The organism is Demequina sp., assembly GCF_016278775.1.
Classification (GTDB): Bacteria; Actinomycetota; Actinomycetes; order Actinomycetales; family Demequinaceae; genus Demequina.
In genome coordinates, this window is sequence record NZ_JADQBF010000087.1 from 1 (window position 1) to 21,009 (window position 21,009).

Annotated in this window: 23 protein-coding genes; 15 read left to right on the forward strand and 8 right to left on the reverse strand. The window is 66.6% G+C overall.

The features are described from left to right. Positions 1-231: 231 nt before the first annotated feature. Positions 232-1,269: a nucleoside hydrolase gene (locus QZZ33_RS09800; protein ID WP_291379738.1), complete on the forward strand. Its 1,038-nt coding sequence runs from the start codon at positions 232-234 to the stop codon at positions 1,267-1,269. Positions 1,270-1,288: 19 nt separating this feature from the next. Here QZZ33_RS09800 and QZZ33_RS09805 read toward each other — a convergent pair whose 3' ends face one another. Genes QZZ33_RS09805 through QZZ33_RS09815 form a run of 3 tightly spaced genes read right to left on the reverse strand, consistent with a single transcriptional unit; the run spans position 1,289 to position 4,166 of the window. Further along, a complete protein-coding gene (locus tag QZZ33_RS09805) occupies positions 1,289-2,320 on the reverse strand; it encodes a hypothetical protein (RefSeq protein WP_291379739.1) in 1,032 nt (343 codons plus the stop codon). Then, on the reverse strand, positions 2,317-3,525 hold the full coding sequence (locus QZZ33_RS09810) for an ATP-binding protein (protein ID WP_291379740.1): 1,209 nt from the start codon (positions 3,523-3,525) through the stop codon (positions 2,317-2,319). Before QZZ33_RS09810 ends, QZZ33_RS09805 begins: the two co-directional genes overlap by 4 nt. Beyond that, complete coding sequence (locus tag QZZ33_RS09815) at positions 3,522-4,166, reverse strand: response regulator transcription factor (protein WP_291379741.1); 645 nt, start codon at positions 4,164-4,166, stop codon at positions 3,522-3,524. Before QZZ33_RS09815 ends, QZZ33_RS09810 begins: the two co-directional genes overlap by 4 nt. A gap of 190 nt (positions 4,167-4,356) precedes the next feature. Here QZZ33_RS09815 and QZZ33_RS09820 point away from each other — a divergent pair, with 190 nt between their 5' ends. Next, positions 4,357-4,938 (forward strand): hypothetical protein, encoded by a 582-nt coding sequence (locus QZZ33_RS09820; protein ID WP_291379742.1) that lies wholly within the window; start codon positions 4,357-4,359, stop codon positions 4,936-4,938. 45 nt (positions 4,939-4,983) lie between these two features. Further along, positions 4,984-5,412 (forward strand): septum formation family protein, encoded by a 429-nt coding sequence (locus QZZ33_RS09825; protein ID WP_291379743.1) that lies wholly within the window; start codon positions 4,984-4,986, stop codon positions 5,410-5,412. Positions 5,413-5,425: 13 nt separating this feature from the next. Here the strand turns inward: QZZ33_RS09825 and QZZ33_RS09830 are convergent, their stop codons facing one another. Then, entirely contained in the window at positions 5,426-6,226 is an 801-nt protein-coding gene (locus tag QZZ33_RS09830) for an exodeoxyribonuclease III (protein WP_291379745.1), read from the reverse strand. A gap of 39 nt (positions 6,227-6,265) precedes the next feature. Here QZZ33_RS09830 and QZZ33_RS09835 point away from each other — a divergent pair, with 39 nt between their 5' ends. Genes QZZ33_RS09835 through QZZ33_RS09850 form a run of 4 tightly spaced genes read left to right on the forward strand, consistent with a single transcriptional unit; the run spans position 6,266 to position 9,211 of the window. After that, positions 6,266-7,027 (forward strand): SDR family oxidoreductase, encoded by a 762-nt coding sequence (locus tag QZZ33_RS09835; RefSeq protein ID WP_291379746.1) that lies wholly within the window; start codon positions 6,266-6,268, stop codon positions 7,025-7,027. 59 nt (positions 7,028-7,086) lie between these two features. Further along, positions 7,087-7,653, forward strand: a complete 567-nt coding sequence (gene pyrE, locus QZZ33_RS09840; RefSeq protein WP_291379748.1) for an orotate phosphoribosyltransferase — start codon at positions 7,087-7,089, stop codon at positions 7,651-7,653. Positions 7,654-7,655: 2 nt separating this feature from the next. After that, positions 7,656-8,618, forward strand: a complete 963-nt coding sequence (locus tag QZZ33_RS09845; protein WP_291379750.1) for a hypothetical protein — start codon at positions 7,656-7,658, stop codon at positions 8,616-8,618. Between the two features lie 32 nt (positions 8,619-8,650). Then, entirely contained in the window at positions 8,651-9,211 is a 561-nt protein-coding gene (locus QZZ33_RS09850; protein ID WP_291379752.1) for a LemA family protein, read from the forward strand. A gap of 8 nt (positions 9,212-9,219) precedes the next feature. Here the strand turns inward: QZZ33_RS09850 and QZZ33_RS09855 are convergent, their stop codons facing one another. Continuing rightward, the gene (locus QZZ33_RS09855; RefSeq protein WP_291379753.1) at positions 9,220-9,897 is read right to left on the reverse strand and encodes a VTT domain-containing protein; all 678 of its coding nucleotides are present in this window, start codon (positions 9,895-9,897) and stop codon (positions 9,220-9,222) included. A 53-nt stretch (positions 9,898-9,950) separates the two neighbouring features. Here QZZ33_RS09855 and purT point away from each other — a divergent pair, with 53 nt between their 5' ends. From purT to QZZ33_RS09880, 5 genes are all read left to right on the forward strand, one after another. Then, the gene (gene purT / locus QZZ33_RS09860) at positions 9,951-11,141 is read left to right on the forward strand and encodes a formate-dependent phosphoribosylglycinamide formyltransferase (protein ID WP_291379755.1); all 1,191 of its coding nucleotides are present in this window, start codon (positions 9,951-9,953) and stop codon (positions 11,139-11,141) included. 31 nt (positions 11,142-11,172) lie between these two features. After that, entirely contained in the window at positions 11,173-11,835 is a 663-nt protein-coding gene (locus QZZ33_RS09865) for a TrmH family RNA methyltransferase (protein ID WP_291379757.1), read from the forward strand. Between the two features lie 114 nt (positions 11,836-11,949). Continuing rightward, a complete protein-coding gene (gene fbaA, locus QZZ33_RS09870; RefSeq protein ID WP_291379771.1) occupies positions 11,950-12,993 on the forward strand; it encodes a class II fructose-bisphosphate aldolase in 1,044 nt (347 codons plus the stop codon). Positions 12,994-13,095: 102 nt separating this feature from the next. Further along, entirely contained in the window at positions 13,096-14,394 is a 1,299-nt protein-coding gene (locus QZZ33_RS09875; protein ID WP_291379759.1) for an adenylosuccinate synthase, read from the forward strand. A gap of 53 nt (positions 14,395-14,447) precedes the next feature. Next, a complete protein-coding gene (locus QZZ33_RS09880) occupies positions 14,448-14,867 on the forward strand; it encodes a hypothetical protein (protein ID WP_291379760.1) in 420 nt (139 codons plus the stop codon). A gap of 10 nt (positions 14,868-14,877) precedes the next feature. On the opposite strand, the gene QZZ33_RS09885 is transcribed toward QZZ33_RS09880, so the two are convergent. Genes QZZ33_RS09885 through QZZ33_RS09895 form a run of 3 tightly spaced genes read right to left on the reverse strand, consistent with a single transcriptional unit; the run spans position 14,878 to position 18,568 of the window. Then, positions 14,878-17,208, reverse strand: coding sequence for an ABC transporter permease (locus QZZ33_RS09885; protein WP_291379761.1), 2,331 nt, complete (start codon positions 17,206-17,208; stop codon positions 14,878-14,880). A gap of 5 nt (positions 17,209-17,213) precedes the next feature. Continuing rightward, positions 17,214-17,948, reverse strand: a complete 735-nt coding sequence (locus tag QZZ33_RS09890; protein ID WP_291379763.1) for an ABC transporter ATP-binding protein — start codon at positions 17,946-17,948, stop codon at positions 17,214-17,216. Next, positions 17,945-18,568: a TetR/AcrR family transcriptional regulator gene (locus QZZ33_RS09895; RefSeq protein WP_291379765.1), complete on the reverse strand. Its 624-nt coding sequence runs from the start codon at positions 18,566-18,568 to the stop codon at positions 17,945-17,947. The genes QZZ33_RS09890 and QZZ33_RS09895 overlap by 4 nt, the downstream gene beginning before the upstream one ends. A gap of 361 nt (positions 18,569-18,929) precedes the next feature. On the opposite strand from QZZ33_RS09895, the gene QZZ33_RS09900 reads away from it, so the two are divergent. The 3 genes from QZZ33_RS09900 to QZZ33_RS09910 all read left to right on the forward strand — a co-directional run. After that, on the forward strand, positions 18,930-19,775 hold the full coding sequence (locus QZZ33_RS09900) for a transporter substrate-binding domain-containing protein (protein ID WP_291379767.1): 846 nt from the start codon (positions 18,930-18,932) through the stop codon (positions 19,773-19,775). A 5-nt stretch (positions 19,776-19,780) separates the two neighbouring features. Further along, positions 19,781-20,440, forward strand: a complete 660-nt coding sequence (locus QZZ33_RS09905; RefSeq protein ID WP_291379772.1) for an amino acid ABC transporter permease — start codon at positions 19,781-19,783, stop codon at positions 20,438-20,440. Further along, on the forward strand, positions 20,427-21,009 hold a 583-nt coding region (locus tag QZZ33_RS09910), incomplete at its 3' end, for an amino acid ABC transporter ATP-binding protein (RefSeq protein ID WP_291379769.1). The genes QZZ33_RS09905 and QZZ33_RS09910, both read left to right, overlap by 14 nt.

A 21,009-nucleotide genomic window follows, 5' to 3' on the forward strand; every position in this document is an offset into this window, starting at 1 on the left:
GCTCTTCCGATCTCGGGCTGTGGGCGACGGTCTTCAAGGCGGGACACGGTGGCGAGGTGCCGCGCGCCCGCGGCGCTAGACCACGGATCAGAAGGTTGGGGGTTCGAATCCCTCCGGGCGCGCGACTCAAAGGCCGGACCTCAGGTCCGGTCTTTGGCATTTCTGCCTCCACGCCTCGCTAGGGTGACCTCGAAAGCCGCCCCAGAGCGAACCCACCGTCGGGAGCTACGTATGACGCGAATGCCGGAACCCGGTGCCGATCACGGAGTGCCTGACAACAGGCGCTGGACCCTAGGGGAGATCCCCTGGATAGACAGCGCCGAACGCATCCCCCGCGCCCGCGTCATTATCGACAATGACTTCATAGGCGATCCGGACGACCTTTTCCAACTGGTGCATCATCTGCTCTCGCCCAGCGTGGAGATTCCGCTGATCGTGTCCTCACACGTGCACGCAGGCGAGGTGTGGGACCCGTCTGATCACCAGGCCGAGCACGGCGCGTGGGTGGTGCGCGATGTCTTCGCCCGCATGGGCGTCGTACAGGATGACCGCATCATGGCGGGGGCGGAGCGCGCGCTCGCGGACGCGTCGACGCCGATCGACACCCCGGCCGCGCGAGCGATCATCGCCGAGGCTCTGCTCGACGACCCCCGCCCCCTCTACTACTGCGCAGGCGGCGGACTGACCGACCTCGCCTCCGCGTACCTCCTCGAGCCCGACATCGCCGACCGCATCACGCTCGTGTGGATCGGCGGCTCTGAGCACGAGGGAATCGGCATCCTGCCGCCGGGTGCGGCGCGGTCTGAGTACAACCTCACGATCGACACCGTGGCCGCGCAGGTGCTCTTTGGCGACTCTCCCGTGCAGATCTGGCAAGTGCCCAGGCCCACCTACCGTCAAGCCTTGGTGTCGATGGCGGAGCTGCGCGTAGCGGTCCGCCCGGTGGGACCTGTCGGCGCCTACCTGTACGAAGAGATTCGCGCAGTGGGGGTCATGCTCGCCGAGGAAGGTAGCAATGCTGGCGAGACCTACGCCTTGGGGGATCAGCCGCTCGTGCTGCTGACGGCTCTCCAGTCCGTGTTCGAGCCCGACCCGGCGTCGAGTGACTACGTCACCCTGCCGACGCCCCACATCGACGACGAGGGCCTGTACGTGGCACGAGACGACGGCCGACCGATGCGCGTGTACACGTCGGTGGACAATCGCCTGACTTTCGACGACTTCCAAGCGAAGCTGTCGGAGTTGGCGGCGTGGCAGGAGTCGCCGTAGGCGCGCCACCACCACGGCGCTAGGGTCCCTCCATCGCTTGGCCGGAGGCATCCAGTTCCACTCGGGCGCGACCGCGAGACGTCACGATGGACACCGCAATCGGCCGACCCTGCGGTGCGAGCCTCACGGTCACGGATCCTTCGTCGGCCGCATCGAGTTCCTGCACCACGGCAGCGCCCATGCGCACCATCGCCTCGCCGGAGTCCAAGCCCTGCCCGCGATCATCGAGCAAGGTCACCTCGACGCCGCGTTGACGCGCCTCGGTCGCGGCCGCAGCAATCCTTGGCGTCATCAGTGAGCGCCCTCGTACCCCGTCGCGCAAGAGGGCCTCCGACGTCGCGTAGTGGAGGCGCTCAGCCTCCGTCTGTGGAGGGCCATGCTCGACAATGCGCTCCAGCAGCGGCACGGCGGATGATCTCAGTTCGCGGACCTGTCGCTGACGGATCTGTGCCGAGGTCGCGCCCTCCGCAGCCTCGACAGCTGATGCCACCGAGTGCTCACCAAACTCGTTGATGCGCCGCGCGGTCCGGCGCAAGTTGACCTCAAAGAGGGATCCCACAAACAGGATCGCCGCATGCGTGTCGAGCAGAAGAATGCCCTCGACGATGTCCCGCTCTACCGACGTGGTCCAGGCAAGAGTGCCAGCCGCCATGAGGACGTAGCCGAGCCAGGCGGCCCCAGGACGCCTTCGCATGGCCAAGAAGAACAACATCCACGTGTTGGAACCGAGGTGCCAGCTCGCGCGCCCAGGAGGCCCCACGTCGGGCAACTGGAAGGCAACGAGCAGCGTGCTGATCGCGACGGCACCCACCACGATCATGGTCAGCACCAAGGGAAAGGGGTCGGGGCGCTCAAGAACGAGCAGGACAGCCGCGGCATTGACGACGATCATGGCGGCGATCACGGGGCCTGGGCTCTTCACCTGGTCGAGGGTGGCGAAGGCGTAGAGGATGTTGGAGAAGATGAACAGGCCCATCACGACGCGCGCGGGGTCTGAGGACAGCTGCAACAGTTGGGAGGAGTCAACTGGTTCGAAGCGCGGGTTCGTCATGACGGCCTCACCCAGGTAAGCGTGACGGTGGTGCCTTCTCCCAGTCGACTCGCTACGTCGCCGCTGCCGCCCTCCACCATCGACATGCGTTCGATGATGCTCAGCCGGATGCCGAGCCGACGTGACTGCACCGCGCGGGTGTTGAAGCCTCTGCCTTCGTCTTGCATTGTCACCACCAGGCCGCGGTCGTCCGCCGCGATGGTGACGCGGCGAGGCACCTCGGTTCCGTCGAGCCCCGCATGTCTGATGGAGTTGCGAAGCGCCTCGGCCAAGGCGTCCGCAAGCGCCGTGACGACATCCGCTGGCACCTCAATGTCGCCAGCCTCTTGGTGTACCACCTCGGTGCTGGGTGACAGCCGCTCGATGACCTCGAGCAAAGCCAGCACCGTCTCCCTGTTGGAGTACACCCTGGCCGATGCGTCGCGGGTCTCAAGGGAAGAGATGGAGGCGATAGCGACGCGCGCCTGGTCCCTCAGCGAAGCCGGTGGATTGTCACGCGAGGCCGTGAGCAAGACCGACATGATGTCGTCGTGCACCATCGCGTTGATGCGGGTCTCTTCGCGCTCGCGCGTGCGACCGACGGCGGTGCGGGCGGCCTGCGCGCGCGCCAACTCCGACGCGTGGTCGAGGCGGTCTGCGGCACTGATGACGCCGAGAGTTGCTGCCATCAACACCACGATGAAGACCAAGGAGCCCGCGGCGTCGAGAATCGCGGCCTTGCCCGCATCGTCTCGAACGGCATGCTGCACCACGCCAATCACGATGCCGTGGCCGAGGCCGTATACCCATACCGTTCGACGCTGCCAGGCGATCGCCGCGATCATCCCGTGGAGCGCATGGATGCCTTGATACCAGGGGACGGCGTTGTCGACGAGCGTGGGCGTGGACAGACCCCACGGGAAGGCCATCATGGCGAACAGGAACAGCATGGCGGTGGTGCCTGCAAAGCGCCGCACTGAACGTCGCGTCAACACCCACGTGAGTACGCCGAGCGCGGCCGGCAGCACGATTGCGATGACGATGAGGCTCGCCCCGTACCACGCGTCCAGTTGGGGTGTCTGGCGCGCTATGCCACCCGATCCTGCGTAGAGAACCCCGCCGTAGATCAGCGCGGCCAAGCCGACGGACGAATACAGGAGCCGCTCGAGCCGTGCCCTAGCCGTATCCTCGCTGACGCGGTCGACGAGCGTCAGCGGGCCATTCATGTGTCGTGACCGTCCAGGATTCCGTCCTCGAGGGCCCTCTTGTACAGGTCGATGCGCGAGTGGGCAGGGCGCCCTGCCTCGGCGTACTTGCGGCGAATCCGGCTCACGTAGTCAGCGACCGTCTCTCGGGAGAGGCCTGTGGTCTGCGCTACCGCTACCGCGGTCTCGCCGGAAGCGTAGAGGCTTAGCACCTCTTGTTCGCGCGCCGAGAGTTTCGCGTCCCTCAGCACCTCGTCGGCGTCGATTGCGGCCGCCCAATCGGTGCCGAAGACTTCCCGGCCATCGGCGGCCGTCCTGATGGCATCGAGGAGCACTGCGGGCGTGACCGACTTGCGGATGAGGCCGAGCGCACCTGAACGGGCCGCCGACTGGATCAGCCTGCGGTCCTCAGCTCCCGTGTAAATGAGCACGTGCGAGCCTCTGGCGTGGATGGCGTCCACATTTTCTTCCGGCTTGGAGCCGTCGCTCAGCCTCAGGTCCAGAACCACGAGGTCGAGATCGCGGCCGAAGTTGTCCAGTTCCGCCACCGACTCGACCATGCCGACAAGTTCGAGGTCGTCGGCGTCTGCGATGAGGTCTCGAAAACCAATGGCAATGAGGGCATGGTCTTCTACCAAGGCGATCGTGTGACGCGTGGACATTTCTCTCCTCGGAGTGTGTCGTTTTTGTCACGATAGCGGGTCCCACCAGAGTTGAGAAGGTGGAAGGCGCGGTGCCATTCCTCACAGGGTGCCCCCATAAGTGGGGGCTTGCGTGTACGGGAGTGACCATGGAATCCTCTCTCGCGAGGGGGGGACTTCCTTTCTCTCCACCGAGTGGAGGGGATTCCTGATGGAATGGGGCGCCGAGCAGATCGCACTAGCGATCGCCGGCGCCCTCTTCCTTGTTGGTGTGGTGGCATCGCTGCATCCGCGGCTCGCCCTGTCCCTCGCGTCCCGCGTCGTCCTGTCAACTGGGGCCGGCGTGTACCTGGCTGCGGCGCTCGCAGTCAGTGGGTCCACGTCGTCGCTGTATGTGCCGCTGGTATGGGTGGTGTCCCTCTCGGTCGCGGTTGTCGTGACCCGGGAAGTGATGAGCCGTCGGACGCCCCGCTGGGCCCACGCTCAGCCGTCCGGGGGACACATCCTTGCGGCTTCCACAGGCGCGACGGTGCTCGCGATGCCAGCCGGGCCATGGCCAGAGTCGCACGATGAGCGGCTCGCCCGCGTCGCTCGCGCGTCGGATCCAGCCGCGACGCCCGCCGAACTCGAGGAACTCGCGTATACATCGCCAGCGGCGCGGGCAGCGGTGGCCGCGCACGCGTCTACGTCGGCGAGCGTCCTCAGTTGGCTGGCCCTCCATGGTGACGATGCAGTGGTTGCCGCCATTGCGGCACGGCAAGAGCCTAGTGACGCTCCGGCAAGAGAGCGCTAGCATCTGAGGGCGCCAGCTAGGGCGTCAAGCGAGAGGAGATCACGTATGCGAGTCATGGTTGCACTGGCAGGTGCCGCGTTGGTGTTGGGGGGCTGCTCACTGTTGCCGGCGCCCACGGCCGATGTGGGAGATTGCGTCGATCTCGACGTCAACTCGACGTCCGTCGAGGAACTTGAGGGCTTCGAGTGCTCCAAGGAGCACGATGCCGAGGTCTACTACAAGGGTGATGTCGAGTTCGATGGCGGTTACGACGCCGCGGTGATCGAGCAGGAAGCGGTCGACGCCTGCCTGACCGGCTTCGAGGAGTTCGTGGGCATCGAGTACTTCTCTTCCTCTCTGGACGTGTACTACATGTACCCCGAGGAAGAGGGTTGGGGTGCAGGGGACCGCGAGGTCATGTGCGCGGTCTACACGCCCGACGCGGCCGGCGAAGTGACCCGCACCACCGGATCGCTTGAAGGGTCAGAGCTCTAGCAGGGTCACCCGTTCACGTCAGACGGTCAGGGTCGAGGTCAATCACCACGGGCACGTGGTCTGAGGCGCCCTTGCCCTTGCGCTCGTCCCTGTCAATGACGCACGCCGTCGTCGCCGTAGCGATGGAGGCGGAGGCGTACACAAAGTCGATGCGCATGCCTTCGTTGCGCGGGAAACGCAACTGTTTGTAGTCCCAGAAGGTGTACCGCCGCTCGTCAGGGATGAAGCGTCTGCTCAGTTCGTCGAGGCCCGCATCCGCGAGCCGCTTGAGGTCGTCTCGAATCTCTTGCGTCACGTGGGTGGGGGCCTCGGCGTCTGCCTCGTCCCAAATGTCGGTAGGAGTGGGCGCCACGTTGAAGTCGCCGCCAATGATCACCGGCTGGTCAGTCCACGTGGCCGCGGCATCAGCCAAGCGAGCCAAGAAGGCTCGCTTGTACGCGTAATGAGGGTCGGCGAGCCCGCGCCCATTGGGGACGTACACGCTCCACACCCGTAGCGGACCGCAGGTGGCGCCGATGGCGCGCGCCTCGACCACCGGGTCCACGCCCGGCTTGCCGAAGGACGGTTGGTCTCGAAAGGACGTCTCGACGTCGGCGATGCCGATGCGCGAGGCGATGGCCACACCGTTCCACTGGCTCAGACCGTGTGACGCCACCTCGAAGCCCGCGGCGGCGAACGGCGCGAGAGGGAACTGCTCCGGCTTGCACTTGGTCTCCTGCATCAACACGACGTCGATGTCTGCACGCTCCAGGTAGTCGACCACGCGGTCGACGCGGGCCCTGATTGAGTTCACGTTCCATGTGGCGATGCGCATGTCCCCACGCTACCGGGGCCATCCGCGTAGCCTGGGATGGTGGCTACAGCATTGATCACCGGAGCGAGTTCCGGCCTTGGCGAAGAGTTTGCGTGGAATCTTGCGGCGGCTGGCCGTGATGTGGTGTTGGTGGCGCGGTCGCGGGATCGCCTCAGCGAGACCGCAGAAATGCTGGCCGGCGCCACGGGTGTGAACGTCGAGATCCTTGCAGCCGATCTGTCCACTCCGGAGGGCACGCAGGCGGTTGCGACGCGTCTCGCCGACTCAGTCCACCCCATCGACTTACTGGTGAACAACGCTGGCCTCGGACTGAAAAGGCCCTTCCTGGAGTCCACGGTCGACGAGGAGGTGGGCGCGCTCGACGTCATGGTGCGCGCCGTGTTGATCTTGTCGCACGCGGCCGCGGGGGCCATGGTGGCGCGGGGCCACGGCGCGATCCTCAACGTTTCCTCGGTGGCGACCTGGCTTGGCAACGGCACCTACGCGGCGCACAAGGCCTGGGTGACGTCCTTTACTGAGGGCCTGGCGACTCAATTGAAGGGCACGGGAGTGAGCGCCACGGCGGTGCTGCCCGGTCTCACGCACACCGAGTTCCACGAGCGCGCAGAGCTTGACGCGTACGACGAGATACCTGAGATCGCTTGGCTGGAGCCCGAGTACGTGGTCGCCGCCGCTCTCGCCGGGGTCCGACGCAAGCAAGTGCTGGTGACGCCCTCAGTGCGCTACGGAACGATGACGGGCGTCATCCGAGTGCTCCCGCGCACCTGGGTGCGTGCGTTGGCACGCAAGAGTCGTAACTAGGCTCAGGCAACGGCGCCTACTCCTACCGTCGCCAGCATGCCGCCGGTAGGCTGGCCGGCATGAGTTTGCCTAACCCCCGCGAGCAGTTGCGCGACCTGATCACGAGGCTAGCTGTGGTGCGGGGCAAGGTGACGCTCGCCTCCGGCAAAGAGGCGGACTATTACGTCGACCTACGCAGGGTGACCTTGCACCACGCGGCCGCTCCACTCATCGGGCACCTCCTGCTCGACGCACTGGAGGAGGCAGGATGGGGGCCGGACGACGTAGACGCGGTCGGTGGCCTGACGCTCGGCGCCGACCCGGTGGCGGGGGCCCTGCTCCATGCGGCCGCCTCGCGGGGCCTCGAACTCGACGCATTTGTGGTCCGCAAGGAGTCAAAGGCGCACGGGCTGCAAAGGCGCATCGAGGGTCCCGACGTGGCCGGACGGCGCGTGGTCGCGGTGGAGGACACCTCCACCACCGGCGGCTCGGTGCTCACGGCGGTTGAGGCGCTGAGAGAGGCGGGCGCCATCGTCGTGGCCGTCGCCGTCATTGTGGATCGCGACACGGGAGCGCGAGAGAAGATCGAAGAGGCCGGGCTGCCGTACCTGGCGCTGTACGGGCTGGCCGACCTCGGCCTGGAGTAGCTATGTGGCTCGCCCAGTTGATGTCCCCGCGCAACGTGTTGCGATTCGTCGGGTCCTTCCTGCTGACCGTGGGCATAGTCGCCATCTATCTGGGACTCGCGTCGCCGCTGATGATTGCCTTCGCCATGCTGGGAGTGGTCACCGTGGCGGGCTCCTTCTTTGCGGACAGCGCGCTCGCCGCCCACCGCCGGCGAGAGGCGCAGGCGTTTGCGGCGATGCACGGGTGGACCTATCACGAACAACTGAGCGGGTTGTTGGCCCCGCTGTCGACGCCGCCCTTCAATGCGGCGAGTTCGTGTTACGTGGACGTGATCGTCGGGAGATACGGCGGCTTCGAGTGCTATGACGGCACCTACGAGTGGCATGTGCGCGTGAACGACAACGTCTCCGTGTCGGGCCGTCACCGCGTGGCCGTGGTGCGCTTGGCCGACGAGCTTCCCCGGCTCATGGTCATCCCTGAAGGGATCACGTCCGCCGTCTCCAAGTTCGTCGGTGGTGCTGACCGGGACTTCGAATCGTCTTCGTTCAACCGCAACTGGCGGGTGCTCTGCAGCAATCCCCGCATTGCGCACGACATGCTGAACCCGCGCGTGTTGGCGCGACTCGACGCCGTGGTGCCGCGCGCGCCGATGCTGTTCGAGCGCGGACTGGCCATCAGGATTGATCGCGAAGGCGAGGGAACGTCGTCGCTGGCCACTCGACTAGGTGGCCTCATCGCCGTGGCACGCTACTTGCCTCGGCACACGATCGAGGATCATGGACGTTACGCCAACTCGCGCGGGCCGCTGCCGTCGACGAGCACGTCAGGGGCTCTGACGGGTGGGTACCGGCCCGACCTGGTGGCCGCGGACGAGCAGCACCTGCTGCGCCCCAAGCGCCGCGGGTACGATCCTCGCTTCACCCACACCGACGAGTCGCCCGCCGATGGGGACGACCGTATGGCGCCAGGGTCCCCCGCCCGATAGCATCGGCGACGTAACGAACTGAAGGAGTTCTCGTGGAAATCGGCCTCGTCATCGTCCTCGCCCTGATCGTCATCTTCTCCCTGTGGGTGGTGGGCCTGTACAACGGCCTGGTTCGCTTGCGGAACCTGGTGCAGGAGGCGTGGCGCCAGATCGACGTCGAGTTGCAGCGACGTCACGACCTGATCCCCAACTTGGTGGAGACCGTCAAGGGCTATGCGAAGCACGAGAAGGGGACCTTCGAAGAGGTCACGCGTGCGCGCAACATGGCCGTCGCCCCGGGCTCCTCCGTGGCAGAGCAGGCGCAGCAAGAGAACATGCTGACGCAGGCGCTCGGTCGCCTGATCGCGGTCGCGGAGGCCTACCCCGACCTCAAGGCGAACCAGAACTTCCAGCAACTGCAGCAAGAACTCACGAACACAGAGGACCGCATCGCGGCCGGTCGCCGGTTCTACAACGCCAACGTGCGCGAGCTCAACACCAAGATCGAGGTGTTCCCCAGCAACATCGTCGCGGGCCTGTTCAGCTTCAAGCGCGCCGAGTACTTCGAGATCGAGGACCCAGCCGCCCGTCAGACGCCGAGCGTCGAGTTCTAGGAGCGCGGCTACTCCTGCTCGGCTGCTTCCAACAGGCGTGAGGCCCGACGCGCCTCGATGCGGTGCTTGATCCACTCGACCACGATCGGGATGAGCGATACTCCGACCACCAACATCAACGCGATCTCGATGTTGTTCTTCACCACGTCGAAGCGGCCAAGCCAGTAGCCCAACAACGTCACGCCCACCCCCCACAGCAACGCGCCGACGGCGTTGTAGCGCAAGAAGTGCTTGTAGTCCATCTTGCCGATGCCTGCGGCCACGGGGATGTACGTGCGCACGAACGGCACAAACCGGGCGAGGATGATCGCGCGGCCGCCGTAGCGCTCGAAGAAGGCGTGCGTCTGGTCGATGTACTGCTGTTTGAAGAAGCGCGAGTCCGGGCGCCTGAAGATCGCGGGCCCAGCTCTGCGGCCGATCGCGTAGCCGATTTGGTCGCCAGCAAGCGCGGCCCCGAACAGGGCAAGGCATGCGAGCCAGAGCGGCACGTCGAGCGCGCCAGTGCCGATGAACAGGCCCACCGTGAACAGCAGCGAGTCGCCTGGCAAGAACGGAAAAAGCAGCCCCGTCTCAATGAGCACCACCACGCAGATGGCCACGAGGGCGGCCGCGCCAAAGCGGTCGATGAAGCTGTTGATGAGGATCTCGGGATCCATCCAGTCCGGAAGCAACATCGGTGCGCGCATTGGTCAAGCGTAAGCCAGCAGTGGCACGCCCTTACGCCTGACAGGATGGGAGCATGACCAGCACACCGGCCACCATCGGTACTCCGTTGTCCGCCGGCGCCACTCGCGTGCTTCTGTTGGGCGCTGGCGAACTCGGCAAAGAGGTCGCGATCGAGCTTCAACGGCTTGGCGTCGAGGTGATTGCCGCCGATCGCTACGCCGACGCCCCCGCGATGCAGGTGGCGCACCGGGCGCACGTCCTTGACATGCTCGACCCTGCTGCGTTGCGCGCCCTCATTGATGAGGAGCAACCACACCTCGTGGTGCCGGAGATCGAGGCGATCGCCACCGAGGTGCTGCTCGAGGTCGAGGCGGAGGGCGTGACCGTCGTTCCGACGGCGCTGGCGACCCGGTTGACGATGGACCGGGAGGGAATCCGGCGCCTCGCGGCCGAGGAGCTCGGCCTTCCCACCTCGTCGTACCGCTTTGTCGACTCACTTGAGGCGCTGCGCTCCGCAGTGGGCGAACTGGGGACACCGTGTGTGGTCAAGCCCGTGATGTCGTCTTCCGGCAAGGGCCAGTCCGTCGTCAAGACCCCGGCCGACGCCGACGCCGCGTGGGAGTACGCGATGCAGGGTGCGCGGGCGGCGGGGTCCAGGGTGATCGTCGAAGGCTTCGTGGACTTCGACTACGAGATCACTCAACTGACGGTGCGTCACGTGGGCGGCACACTGTTCCTTGACCCGATTGGGCACGTGCAAGAGGACGGCGACTATCGCGAGTCGTGGCAACCTCAGGCGATGTCGCACGAGGTGCTCGTGCAGTCCCGCGCGATCGCTGGCGCCGTGACTAAGGCGCTGGGAGGCTGGGGCGTCTTTGGGGTCGAACTGTTTGTGCGCGGCGATGAGGTGCTGTTCTCCGAGGTGTCGCCCCGTCCGCACGACACCGGCCTGGTGACCCTCGTCTCGCAGGATCTGAGCGAGTTCGCACTTCACGCGCGAGCGATTCTTGGCCTGCCGGTGCACGTCAGCGCGCTCGGCCCGTCCGCGTCGTGTGCTGTGGTGGTGGAAGGCGAGGGCGTGGCCGTCTTTCACGGCGTGGCCGACGCGATCGCCCTCCCGGATACGGACATCCGCCTCTTCGGGAAGCCTCGCGTGGAGGGGCGGCGTCGCATGGCGGTGACTCTTGCGAGGGCAACAACGGTTGATGAGGCGCGAGCACGCGCTCGCGAGGCAAGCGCGGCTCTCAGCGTTCGCCTGACGTAGAGCCTCGCCGGCCGCGCGTAGCCTGTCACTCATGGACGAGGTGACCGGCGTGGGTGACACGACCGGCGTGGACGGTACCGAGAGCGTCGGCGTCGGCCCGTGGCAAGGCGAGTGGCCCGTCGGCGAGCATCTTGACCCGGAGCTTCTCAGCGACGGCGACCGCCGCAACGTCGTCGACCGCTACCGCTATTGGCGGCACGACGCGATCGTGGCGGACCTGGATGCGCGAAGGCACCCCTTTCACGTCGCGATCGAGAACTGGCAACACGACTTCAACATCGGCTCGGTGGTGCGCACGGCGAACGCGTTCATGGCGCGCGAGGTGCACATCGTGGGCAACCGCAGGTGGAACCGCCGCGGCGCCATGGTGACCGATCGCTACCAGCACGTGCGCCACCACGCCACCGTGGAGGAGTTCGCGCAGTGGGCGCGCGGGGAGGGGCTGCCGGTGATCGGCATCGACAACCTGCCGGGCTCGGTGCCGCTCGAGACGTATGCGCTGCCGCGCGACTGCGTGCTGGTGTTCGGCCAAGAGAGCGTCGGGCTTTCCGATGCGGTGCGCGAAGCGGCCGACGCGACGCTCGCCATCGCGCAGTACGGCTCGACGCGGTCGATTAACGCGGGAGCAGCCGCCGCCATCGCCATGCACTCGTGGGTGGGTCAGCACGGAGACATCGAGGCGGGGCACCTCTAGACGGAGCCGTCAGGGGACGGGTGTTCTCCCCACGGGCCTCGGTCAGTCGCGGGACCTAAGGCCAGCGGCGCGGCACGAGGGTTTCTGACACAATAGGGGCGGTTCGTTTCCACCATTTCCGAGTTTCAGGAGTCACGCATGGCCCTCGCCACCCCCGAGTCTTACAACGCGATGCTCGACGCCGCCAAGGCTGGCTCGTACGCCTTCCCGGCGATCAACATCACCTCGTCCTCGAGCATCACCGCAGCCATTCAGGGCTTCGCGGAGGCCGAGTCTGACGGCATCATTCAGGTTTCGGTCGGCGGCGGTCAGTATGCCTCCGGCTCGACCATCAAGAACCCGGTCATCGGCTCGCTCGCGCTCGCCGCGTATGCCCGCGAGGTCGCGGACAGTTACGGCGTGACGATCGCCCTGCACACCGACCACTGCCACCCCGACTACGTGGACTCCTGGTTGCGCCCGCTGCTCGCGGCGTCGACGGAGCGCGTCAAGGCAGGCGGACTGCCCATCTTCCAGTCGCACATGTGGGACGGCTCGCCCGTTCCGATGGAAGACAACCTGAAGCTTGCCGTGGAGCTGCTTGAGCTCTCGCAGGCGGCGAACACCATTCTTGAGATCGAGATCGGCGTTGTCGGCGGCGAAGAGGACGGCCACGCGGCCGAGATCAACGAGAAGCTGTACACCACCGCTGAGGACGGTCTGGCGACCGTCGAGGCGCTTGGCACCGGCGAGAAGGGCCGCTACCTGACGGCCCTCACGTTCGGCAATGTGCACGGCGCTTACAAGCCCGGTGCGGTCAAGCTGCGCCCCGAGATCTTGGGTGAGATCCAGGCAGAGGTGGGCGCCAAGGTGGGCAAGGACAAGCCGTTCGACCTCGTGTTCCACGGCGGCTCCGGCTCCACGTCCGAAGAGATCGCGACCGCTGTGAGCCACGGCGTCATCAAGATGAACGTGGACACCGACACCCAGTACGCGTACACGCGTCCCGTGGTGGACCACATGATGAAGAACTACGACGGCGTGCTCAAGGTCGACGGCGAGTGGGGCAACAAGAAGGCCTACGACCCCCGCGCCTGGGGCAAGCTCGCCGAGGCAGGTATGGCGGCCCGTGTGGTCGAGGCCTGCCAGCAGCTCGGCTCGTCCGGGAAGAAGATCTAGGTACTGCGATGCGGAAAGCCCCCGGTCGCAATCGCGCCGGGGGCTTTCGCACGTTCAGTAGCAACCAAGCCCCGGCACAGACCGGGTGAGGGGAGTCAAGCGATGCCAGGCGTCGTGATCGTAGGAGCCCAGTGGGGCGACGAGGGTAAGGGCAAGGCCACCGATGTTCTTGGCTCCCGCGTCGACTACGTGGTCAAGTTCAACGGCGGCAACAACGCCGGCCACACCGTCGTCATCGGCGACCAGAAATTCGCGCTTCACCTGTTGCCGTCCGGCATTCTGACGCCGGGCGTCACGCCCGTCATTGGCAACGGCGTGGTCGTGGACCTGTCGGTGCTGATGGGCGAGCTTGACGCGCTCATCGAGCGCGGCGTCGACCCCTCCAAGTTGCTCATCTCCAACGCTGCACACGTGATCGCACCGTACGCGCGCACTCTGGACCAGGTGACCGAGCGATTCCTGGGCAAGCGCAAGATCGGCACCACGGGCCGCGGCATCGGCCCGGCGTACGCCGACAAGATCAACCGGCTGGGAATCCGCATCGGCGACCTCTTCGACGAGGCCGTGTTGCGCGACAAGGTCGAGGGCTCGCTCGTGGCGAAGAACCACATGCTGGTCAAGATCTACAACCGCCGCGCCATCGAGGTGGACGAGGTGGTGGACGAACTGCTGAGCTACCGCGAGCGGCTTGCTCCGATGGTCGCGGACACGTCGTTGCTGCTCAACCAGGCGCTTGACGCTGGCAAGAACGTGCTGTTCGAGGGCGGTCAGGCGACGATGCTCGACGTGGACCACGGCACCTACCCGTTCGTGACGTCGTCCAACGCGACGGCAGGCGGCGCGTGCACCGGCTCGGGCGTCGGACCCACCAAGATCGACTCCGTCATCGGCATCGTCAAGGCCTACACCACGCGCGTGGGAGAGGGACCGTTCCCCACGGAGCTCACTGACAAGTGGGGCGAGCTCTTGCGAGACGTCGGTCACGAGTTCGGCACCACCACGGGGCGCCCGCGCCGCTGTGGTTGGTACGACGCCGTGATCGCGCGCTACGCGACGCGCGTCAACGGGTTGACCGACTTTGTGCTCACCAAACTGGACGTGCTCACCGGCATCGACGAGATTCCGGTATGCGTGGCATACGACGTGCACGGCAAGCGGTTCGAGGAGTTGCCGCAAGACCAGGCCGACTTCGCGGCTGCCGTGCCCATCTACGAGACCTTCCCCGGGTGGACCGAGGACATCTCAGGCGCGACGACATTCGATGAACTTCCGCAGAACGCACAGGACTACGTGGTGGCCCTTGAGGAGATCTCGGGTTGCCGCATCTCGGCGATCGGCGTGGGTCCTGCCCGCGACGAGATCTTGGTGAGGCACGACCTTCTGCACGCGCGGGGGGAGTAGCCTGGGTCGCGCGCAGGCGGAGTCCGCGCGACACCGTCGCTAGACTCGCCCGCATGAAGGCAGAGCGCGGTCGCCGGGCCAAAGTAGTGGTCGGCGTGATCATAGCCACGCTCGCCTTAGCGCTGGTCATCGCCTTCGAGGTCGAACGGCGTAGCACGGTCGACGTGGAGGTGGCGCTCGCCCAGCCGTTCCTCCAACTCGACACCGAGGCGAAGCTCACCAAGGACTACGGGGCGGTCTTCCCTGACGGGCTCGGCACGGACATGTGCGCCGTCTATGTCACGTATGAGACCGACGACGCCAACGCCGTGGTCGAGCAGGTGAAGTCAGCATTGCGCAGTGAAGGCTGGGATGAAGCGAACGACGCCGGAACCTTGTGGTCAGGTGGCCCTGGCCACAGCCACCACCGGTGGGCAAGAATTCAGGTGAGCGGCGACGAGGTGAGCCTCTTCATCGGGCGAATAGAAGGGTGAGGGCGGCAACCTACGCCGCCCGCTCGCGCACGACGGTGGCGACATCCACGCGCCTCACCGCTCGCACGGCAGGCCACTGTGACAGCGCGGCCGCGGCCAGCACCCCGAGCGCGCACGCCGGGAGCATCCACCACGGCATGGCGAGTTGCAGATTGAACAGGTCGTTCGAGAACGACGCGAGGAACGCGCGCGCCGCGAGCACCCCGAGCCACAACCCGACGGGAATGCCGAGCGCGGTCGCGAGGAGGTTCTCCGTCGCGATGGTGCGCGCCACCTTCCCGACGCTCACCCCGGCGGCCCTGAGCGTCGCGAGTTCGCCGGTGCGTTCGGCCACGCTCACTGCCATCGTCACGTAGATCATGGCAAGCGCGAGGACAGAACCTAGTGCGATCATCACGCCGATGAACGCGTAGAAGAGGCCCAGGTAGCTGTCGACCACCCCGACCACGGCGTCGGCGTCTTGATACGCGACCACGCCTTCCATGCCCGTGATCTGGTCGCGCAACTGGTCGCGGTCCGCGCTGTCGTCGACGCTCAACAGGTAGGTGTCAAGGCCCTGTGAGGGGAGGATGTCCGCAGCCACCCCGGTGGTGGCGTACAGGGAGGTGCCGAGCGGCTCGTCGACGAGGCCAGCGAGCCGCACCTCATGATCGGTGCCGCCGACGGCAAGCGTGATGGTGTCGCCCACTTCGACATCGAGAATGCCTGTGAGCGCCTTGCCCGCGAGCACGCCGTCGTCCGGCAGTGCCACCGTCGAACTGTCGGGAGCGAGGAACCCGTGCATGGCCGTTCCTGGCTCGAATCCCTGCAGCGACGTGGCGTAGCTCTTGTCCCCAGCGATGGCGGTCGCGCCGCCCACCACGGTGGGCTCCACGGCGGTGACACCAGCGACGGCCGCGAGGGCGTCGGCGTCGATCCCGCCAGCGGCGACCGTGACCGTCGCATCCTGCGTGGCGACCTCGTGATACTGGACGCGCAAGGCCTCGAGGATGCTCGTCATCATGCCGACGGAGGCGATGACCACCACGAGTGCGAGTACCCCGCCCAAGGCTGTCGCGAGCGTGCGCCTGCGATTGCGGCCCACGTCACGCAGCGCCATGCGGGTGGTGACGGGAACGCGGCCAAGGCGCGCCACGAAGCGACTCCACGGGCCGGGAGTGAGGGGCGTGGCGCTCGCGCGCATCGCCTCAGCTGGCGCGGTGCGCGACGCCGTCAGCGCGGGCCCGAAGGCGCCCAGCAGTCCAACGACGATGCCAAAGGCGAGCCCCGCCACCAGCATCCACGGCCGCGTGCGCACCACCGTGTCGGGAATGCCGAGCGCTCCCGTGTACGCGCTGGTGACCGCACCGTTGGCGGCGGCTCCCAGAATCACGCCGACGATCGCGCCTGCCAGACCCACGATCACCCCTTGGGACAGGTAGTGGCGCAACACCCGGCCGCGCCGAGCCCCGGAGGCCATGAGGGTGCCGATAATCGGCCGCTCGCGCAGGATTCGCCTCGCGAGCATCACGTACGACGCCACGCCCGCGGCCGTGAGGAACAACAAGGGAAAGGCGACCGACATCTCATTGAAGCCGTCGAGGTCCTCTTGCAGCGTCGCGTGAGACGGCTGGTCGCGCCAGGTCACCACGTCGTGAGCACCGGCGTCGCGCATGGCTACGGCGACCGGGCCGGACGCGTCGGCGTCGGCGCCCTCTGGCAGGAGGGCAAGTGCCTGGGTGGGCTCCGCGCCCATCCACTCGCGTGCGACGGACTCGGGCGCGAACACCACCGCGAACGAGTGGGGGTCGGCGATCACTTCTTGACGGCTGCGGGCCGCCCAGATGTACTCGGCAGAGACGACGATGCCCTGCACGGTGGCCGTGTGCCACGTGCCTTGACCGAAGATCTCGACGGTGTCGCCGGGGGCCAGGCCGAAGGTGTCAGCGGCGTGCTTCTCCACGAGCACCTGGTCGGTGGCGCCCTCGTCGAGGTAGTCGCCCTCGATCACGTCCACGTCGTCCACGGCCGCGCGCCCGGAGTCGGGAAGCGAGATCACGCGACCCACCAGGGCGGTGCCGTCGATGCGCATCGGCGGATCCACCTGGATGCGGGTGATCGCGTCTGTCGCTCCCGCCGCGATTGCGGCGTCGGCCGCGGCCTGCGGGTCGGGTCCGGTCGCGATGACGTCGGCGAAGTGGAGGCGATCGTACGTCTGCTGGTAGGAGTCGCTGAGGTTGAGAAACGCGCCAGCGGTGGTGACGTAGAGCATCACGCCCAACAGAATGGTCACGCCCACCGCGATGACTTGGGCGCGTTGCCTGGCGAGATCCCTGAGGCTCTTCCTGGTGGTGACGCGCATGGGAATCACCACGTGACGTCGGCGGCGTTGGCCGGCGACGCGTTGTCCTTTATCGACTCGATCCGACCATCCACCACGGTGATGACGCGGTCGGCGATCTGAGCGACGGACGTGTTGTGGGTGATGACCACGACGGTGCGGCCGCGGTCACGCAGTTCCTGCAGCAAGGCAAGGATCTGACGGCCGGTGTCGAGGTCGAGCGCACCAGTGGGCTCGTCGGCGAGCAGGATCGCGGGGTCCGTGGCAAGGGCGCGTGCCAGCGCGACGCGCTGTTGCTGTCCGCCGCTGAGTTGGGACGGGAAACTGTCGCCTCTGTCGCCAAGGCCCACCGACTCGAGCAGCTCAGGTGCGCGAGTCTTGTCCCCGCGTCCCGTCAACTCGATGATGACCTCGATGTTCTCGCGGGCCGTGAGCGTGGGGATCAGGTTGAAGAACTGGAACACGAATCCCACATGATCGCGCCTGAAGTCGGACAGCTCCGCGGGCTTGCGGCCGCCGATGCTCTCACCGCCGACGGTCACGTCGCCGCTCGTGGCAGTCTCGATGCCGCCGATGATGTTGCACAGGGTGGTCTTGCCGGAGCCGGAAGGGCCGAGCACGACGGCTAGCTGGCCGGTGCCGATCTCAAGGTCGATCCCCTTGAGGGCGTGCACTGCGGCGTCACCGGAGCCAAACGTCTTGGTGACAGCGTCGAGGCGGACCGCCGTGTCGGTGGCGACGGCTGGGGCGGTGGGTGTCATGAGTCCTCCTTGGTGAATGCGCCGTTCAGGTACACGTCAAAGGCGACGGCGGCCCAGCGCTGCATTCCCTCTTGCGTGAGCGGATCGGTGCCGATCGCGTCGGCGATGTGGTCGTGGAGCAGGATCATGGCGAGGTCGTTGACCATGAGAAAGGCGGCCATCGCGTCGCGGTCGGGCGTGAACCGCACGTTGCCGCCAGCGCCCATCGCGTCCATTGCCGTGAGCGACAACTCAAACCACTGGCGGAACAGAGTGCGGCCCACGGGGTCGCCTGACAGCAGCAGCCTGCGCAGGTACGGCGGTATGGGGGAGTCCTGGGGTACCTGGGAGGCGAAGAGCTCCGCGAAGCCCTTGACCACCTGCGGCTCGCCTGAGGCGAAGGCGTCCGGGTCTTCGATGGCACCGGCGAGCATCTCGTCGAAGAGCGTCATGACATGCGCATCGACGGCGTCGCGCAACCCTTGCTTGGAGCCGAAGTGGTGGAGCACCAGACCCGGTGAGACGCCAGCGCACGCTGCGATGTCGCGCACCGTGACGGCGTCGGGGCCGCGTTCGCCAAAGAGCCTTAGTGCGCAATTGCGGATTTGGGCCCTGGCGGTCACGTCGCGTTCGCTGGTCACACGTTCAACATACTGAACAGATGTTCAATGCGCAAGTCGACCCGGAAGGTTGAGGCTGTGCGAAGGGCCGGGATGTGCTGCGGTATCCTCGTACCCATGCACGCCACCTCCATGATGCACATGCCCGCGCCCCACGGCTGCGGTGCGTTGTCGTGTCGTGGGGCGTCCTCGCTCAGCTGTTGATCGTGAGCCCCGCTTCCTAGCCGGAGCACCCAACAGCCCGGCGGCATCCTTGCCGCCACTCGCCATCGCCGCCAGGCCTTCCTGTGCCGCGTGTCGAAACTCCCGTGCCACCGCGACCAGCTCGTGGCGGTTCTCGCATCGGCGCACGCGCCGTCTTCCACCATGAAAGGCATCAGCCATGAATACCCGCATTGCACTTCCCGTCTCGCTCCTCGCCGCCTCACTGGTCCTTGCGGCGTGCTCCTCTGGCACGGGCGGCGCTGCCGCCGAGCCACCTACTGGCGCCACCGGCGCCGCTGTCGCCGACGCGTCCCTCGCCGACGTCCAGGAGGCAGGCGAACTCGTCGTCGGCACCGAGGGTACGTACCGCCCCTTCAGCTACCACGTGGACGGCTCGGGAGATCTCACCGGGTACGACGTCGAGGTCGCCCGAGCGGTCGCAGAGGAGTTAGGCGTCGAGATTCGTTTCGAGGAGACCCAATGGGACGCGATCTTCGCTGGGCTTGAGGCTGGCCGCTTCGACGTCATCGCCAACCAGGTGTCCATTACACCCGATCGCGAAGCGTCGTACACCTTCTCCGAGCCCTACACCTACTCGACGGGCGTCATCGTCGTTGCGGAGGGCACCACCGATATCGCCTCCTTCGAGGACCTTGAGGGCAAGACCGCCGCACAGTCGCTCACCTCCAACTGGCATACTCTCGCGAAGGACTCCGGTGCCAACATCGAGGCAATCGAGGGTTGGGCACAGGCTGCCGCGCTTGTCGAGCAAGGGCGAGTGGACGCGACTATCAATGACAAGTTGACGTTCCTCGACTACCAGAAGCAGACCGGCGACACGGGCCTGCTGATCGCCGCCGAGACGGACGACTTCTCGCGTAGCGCCTTCGCGTTTGCCTCGGGCAGCGACTCGCTCGCGCGGGCCGTCGACGACGCGCTGGCGGCGCTGGCGGAAAACGGCACTCTCGCGGAGATCTCCGCTGAGTTCTTCGGTGACAACGTCTCGGTTGCACCGGGCCAGTGACTCAGATCGACTGGGATCTGGTGCTCGGATCGCTCGGCCCCTTGGTGAGCGGGGCGATCCGAGGCACCATCCCCTTGGCGTTGGCCTCCTTCGCCGTGGGAATGGTGCTGGCGGTGGCGGTGGCGCTCATGCGGCTGTACGGCAACCGCGCGGTGAGGGCAGCGGCACGGCTCTACGTGTCCGTTGTTCGCGGCACGCCGCTCTTGGTACAGCTGTTCGTGGTGTTCTACGGGCTACCGTCCCTCGGCCTCACTATCGACCCGTGGCCCAGCGCGATCATCGCGTTCTCCCTCAACGTGGGAGGCTACGCCGCAGAGGTGGTGCGCGCCGCGATTCTGTCCGTGCCCAAGGGACAGTGGGAGGCGTCGTACATGATCGGCATGTCTCGGCGCACCTCCCTGCGCCGCGTGATCCTGCCCCAGGCGTCGCGGGTCGCCGTGCCGCCGCTGTCGAACACCTTCATTTCGCTGGTCAAGGACACGTCGTTGGCTTCACTCATCCTGGTCACGGAATTGTTCCGTGAGGCCCAACAGATCGCGGCCTTCAGCCAGGAGTTCATGGCGCTGTACGTCGAGGCCGCAATTGTGTACTGGGTGATCTGCTTGGCGCTGTCGACCGGGCAGAGCGCCGTCGAAAGGAGACTGGATCGCTATGTCGCACACTGACCTCAACCCGGCATCGTCCCTACTCACCGTGGAAGGTGTCTCCAAGCGTTTCGGCGAGACCGAGGTGCTGCGTGCGGTCGACCTCAAAGTGGCGCGGGGCGAGGTGCTCGCCGTGATCGGAGCCTCAGGCTCAGGGAAGACCACGCTGCTGAGGTGCCTCAACGGCTTGGAGGTCCCGGACGCCGGTCGCGTCACCATCGCAGACACGGCCGTCGACTTCTCCGCCCGCCCGGCGCCGCGCGAGCTCCGCGCGTTGCGGGACCGCTCGGCCATGGTGTTCCAGCACTACCACCTGTTCCCCCACCGCACCGTGTTGGAGAACATCGCGGAAGGTCCCGTGGTGGTTCAACGGCGCCCGCGTGACCAGGTCCACAAGGAGGCGCTCGCTCTGCTGGACCGCGTGGGGATGGTGAGCCGCGCGGGGGCCTATCCGCACGAACTTTCTGGGGGCCAACAGCAGAGGGTGGGAATTCTCCGCGCCCTCGCGCTGCGCCCCGACCTGCTGCTGTTCGATGAGCCCACCTCTGCGCTCGATCCGGAACTCGTCGGCGACGTCCTCACCCTCATGC

Excerpts from the sequence above, each read along its gene's own strand:
- QZZ33_RS09855 (WP_291379753.1), bottom strand. The coding sequence starts at position 9,897 with ATGCGCGCACCGATGTTGCTTCCGGACTGGATGGATCCCGAGATCCTC.
- QZZ33_RS09820 (WP_291379742.1), top strand. The coding sequence starts at position 4,357 with ATGGAATGGGGCGCCGAGCAGATCGCACTAGCGATCGCCGGCGCCCTC.
- purT (WP_291379755.1), top strand. The coding sequence starts at position 9,951 with ATGACCAGCACACCGGCCACCATCGGTACTCCGTTGTCCGCCGGCGCC.
- QZZ33_RS09880 (WP_291379760.1), top strand. The coding sequence starts at position 14,448 with ATGAAGGCAGAGCGCGGTCGCCGGGCCAAAGTAGTGGTCGGCGTGATC.
- QZZ33_RS09845 (WP_291379750.1), top strand. The coding sequence starts at position 7,656 with ATGTGGCTCGCCCAGTTGATGTCCCCGCGCAACGTGTTGCGATTCGTC.
- QZZ33_RS09830 (WP_291379745.1), bottom strand. The coding sequence starts at position 6,226 with ATGCGCATCGCCACATGGAACGTGAACTCAATCAGGGCCCGCGTCGAC.
- QZZ33_RS09900 (WP_291379767.1), top strand. The coding sequence starts at position 18,930 with ATGAATACCCGCATTGCACTTCCCGTCTCGCTCCTCGCCGCCTCACTG.
- QZZ33_RS09825 (WP_291379743.1), top strand. The coding sequence starts at position 4,984 with ATGCGAGTCATGGTTGCACTGGCAGGTGCCGCGTTGGTGTTGGGGGGC.
- QZZ33_RS09810 (WP_291379740.1), bottom strand. The coding sequence starts at position 3,525 with ATGAATGGCCCGCTGACGCTCGTCGACCGCGTCAGCGAGGATACGGCT.
- QZZ33_RS09865 (WP_291379757.1), top strand. The coding sequence starts at position 11,173 with ATGGACGAGGTGACCGGCGTGGGTGACACGACCGGCGTGGACGGTACC.
- QZZ33_RS09885 (WP_291379761.1), bottom strand. The coding sequence starts at position 17,208 with ATGCGCGTCACCACCAGGAAGAGCCTCAGGGATCTCGCCAGGCAACGC.
- QZZ33_RS09875 (WP_291379759.1), top strand. The coding sequence starts at position 13,096 with ATGCCAGGCGTCGTGATCGTAGGAGCCCAGTGGGGCGACGAGGGTAAG.
- QZZ33_RS09805 (WP_291379739.1), bottom strand. The coding sequence starts at position 2,320 with ATGACGAACCCGCGCTTCGAACCAGTTGACTCCTCCCAACTGTTGCAG.
- QZZ33_RS09815 (WP_291379741.1), bottom strand. The coding sequence starts at position 4,166 with ATGTCCACGCGTCACACGATCGCCTTGGTAGAAGACCATGCCCTCATT.
- QZZ33_RS09890 (WP_291379763.1), bottom strand. The coding sequence starts at position 17,948 with ATGACACCCACCGCCCCAGCCGTCGCCACCGACACGGCGGTCCGCCTC.
- pyrE (WP_291379748.1), top strand. The coding sequence starts at position 7,087 with ATGAGTTTGCCTAACCCCCGCGAGCAGTTGCGCGACCTGATCACGAGG.
- QZZ33_RS09800 (WP_291379738.1), top strand. The coding sequence starts at position 232 with ATGACGCGAATGCCGGAACCCGGTGCCGATCACGGAGTGCCTGACAAC.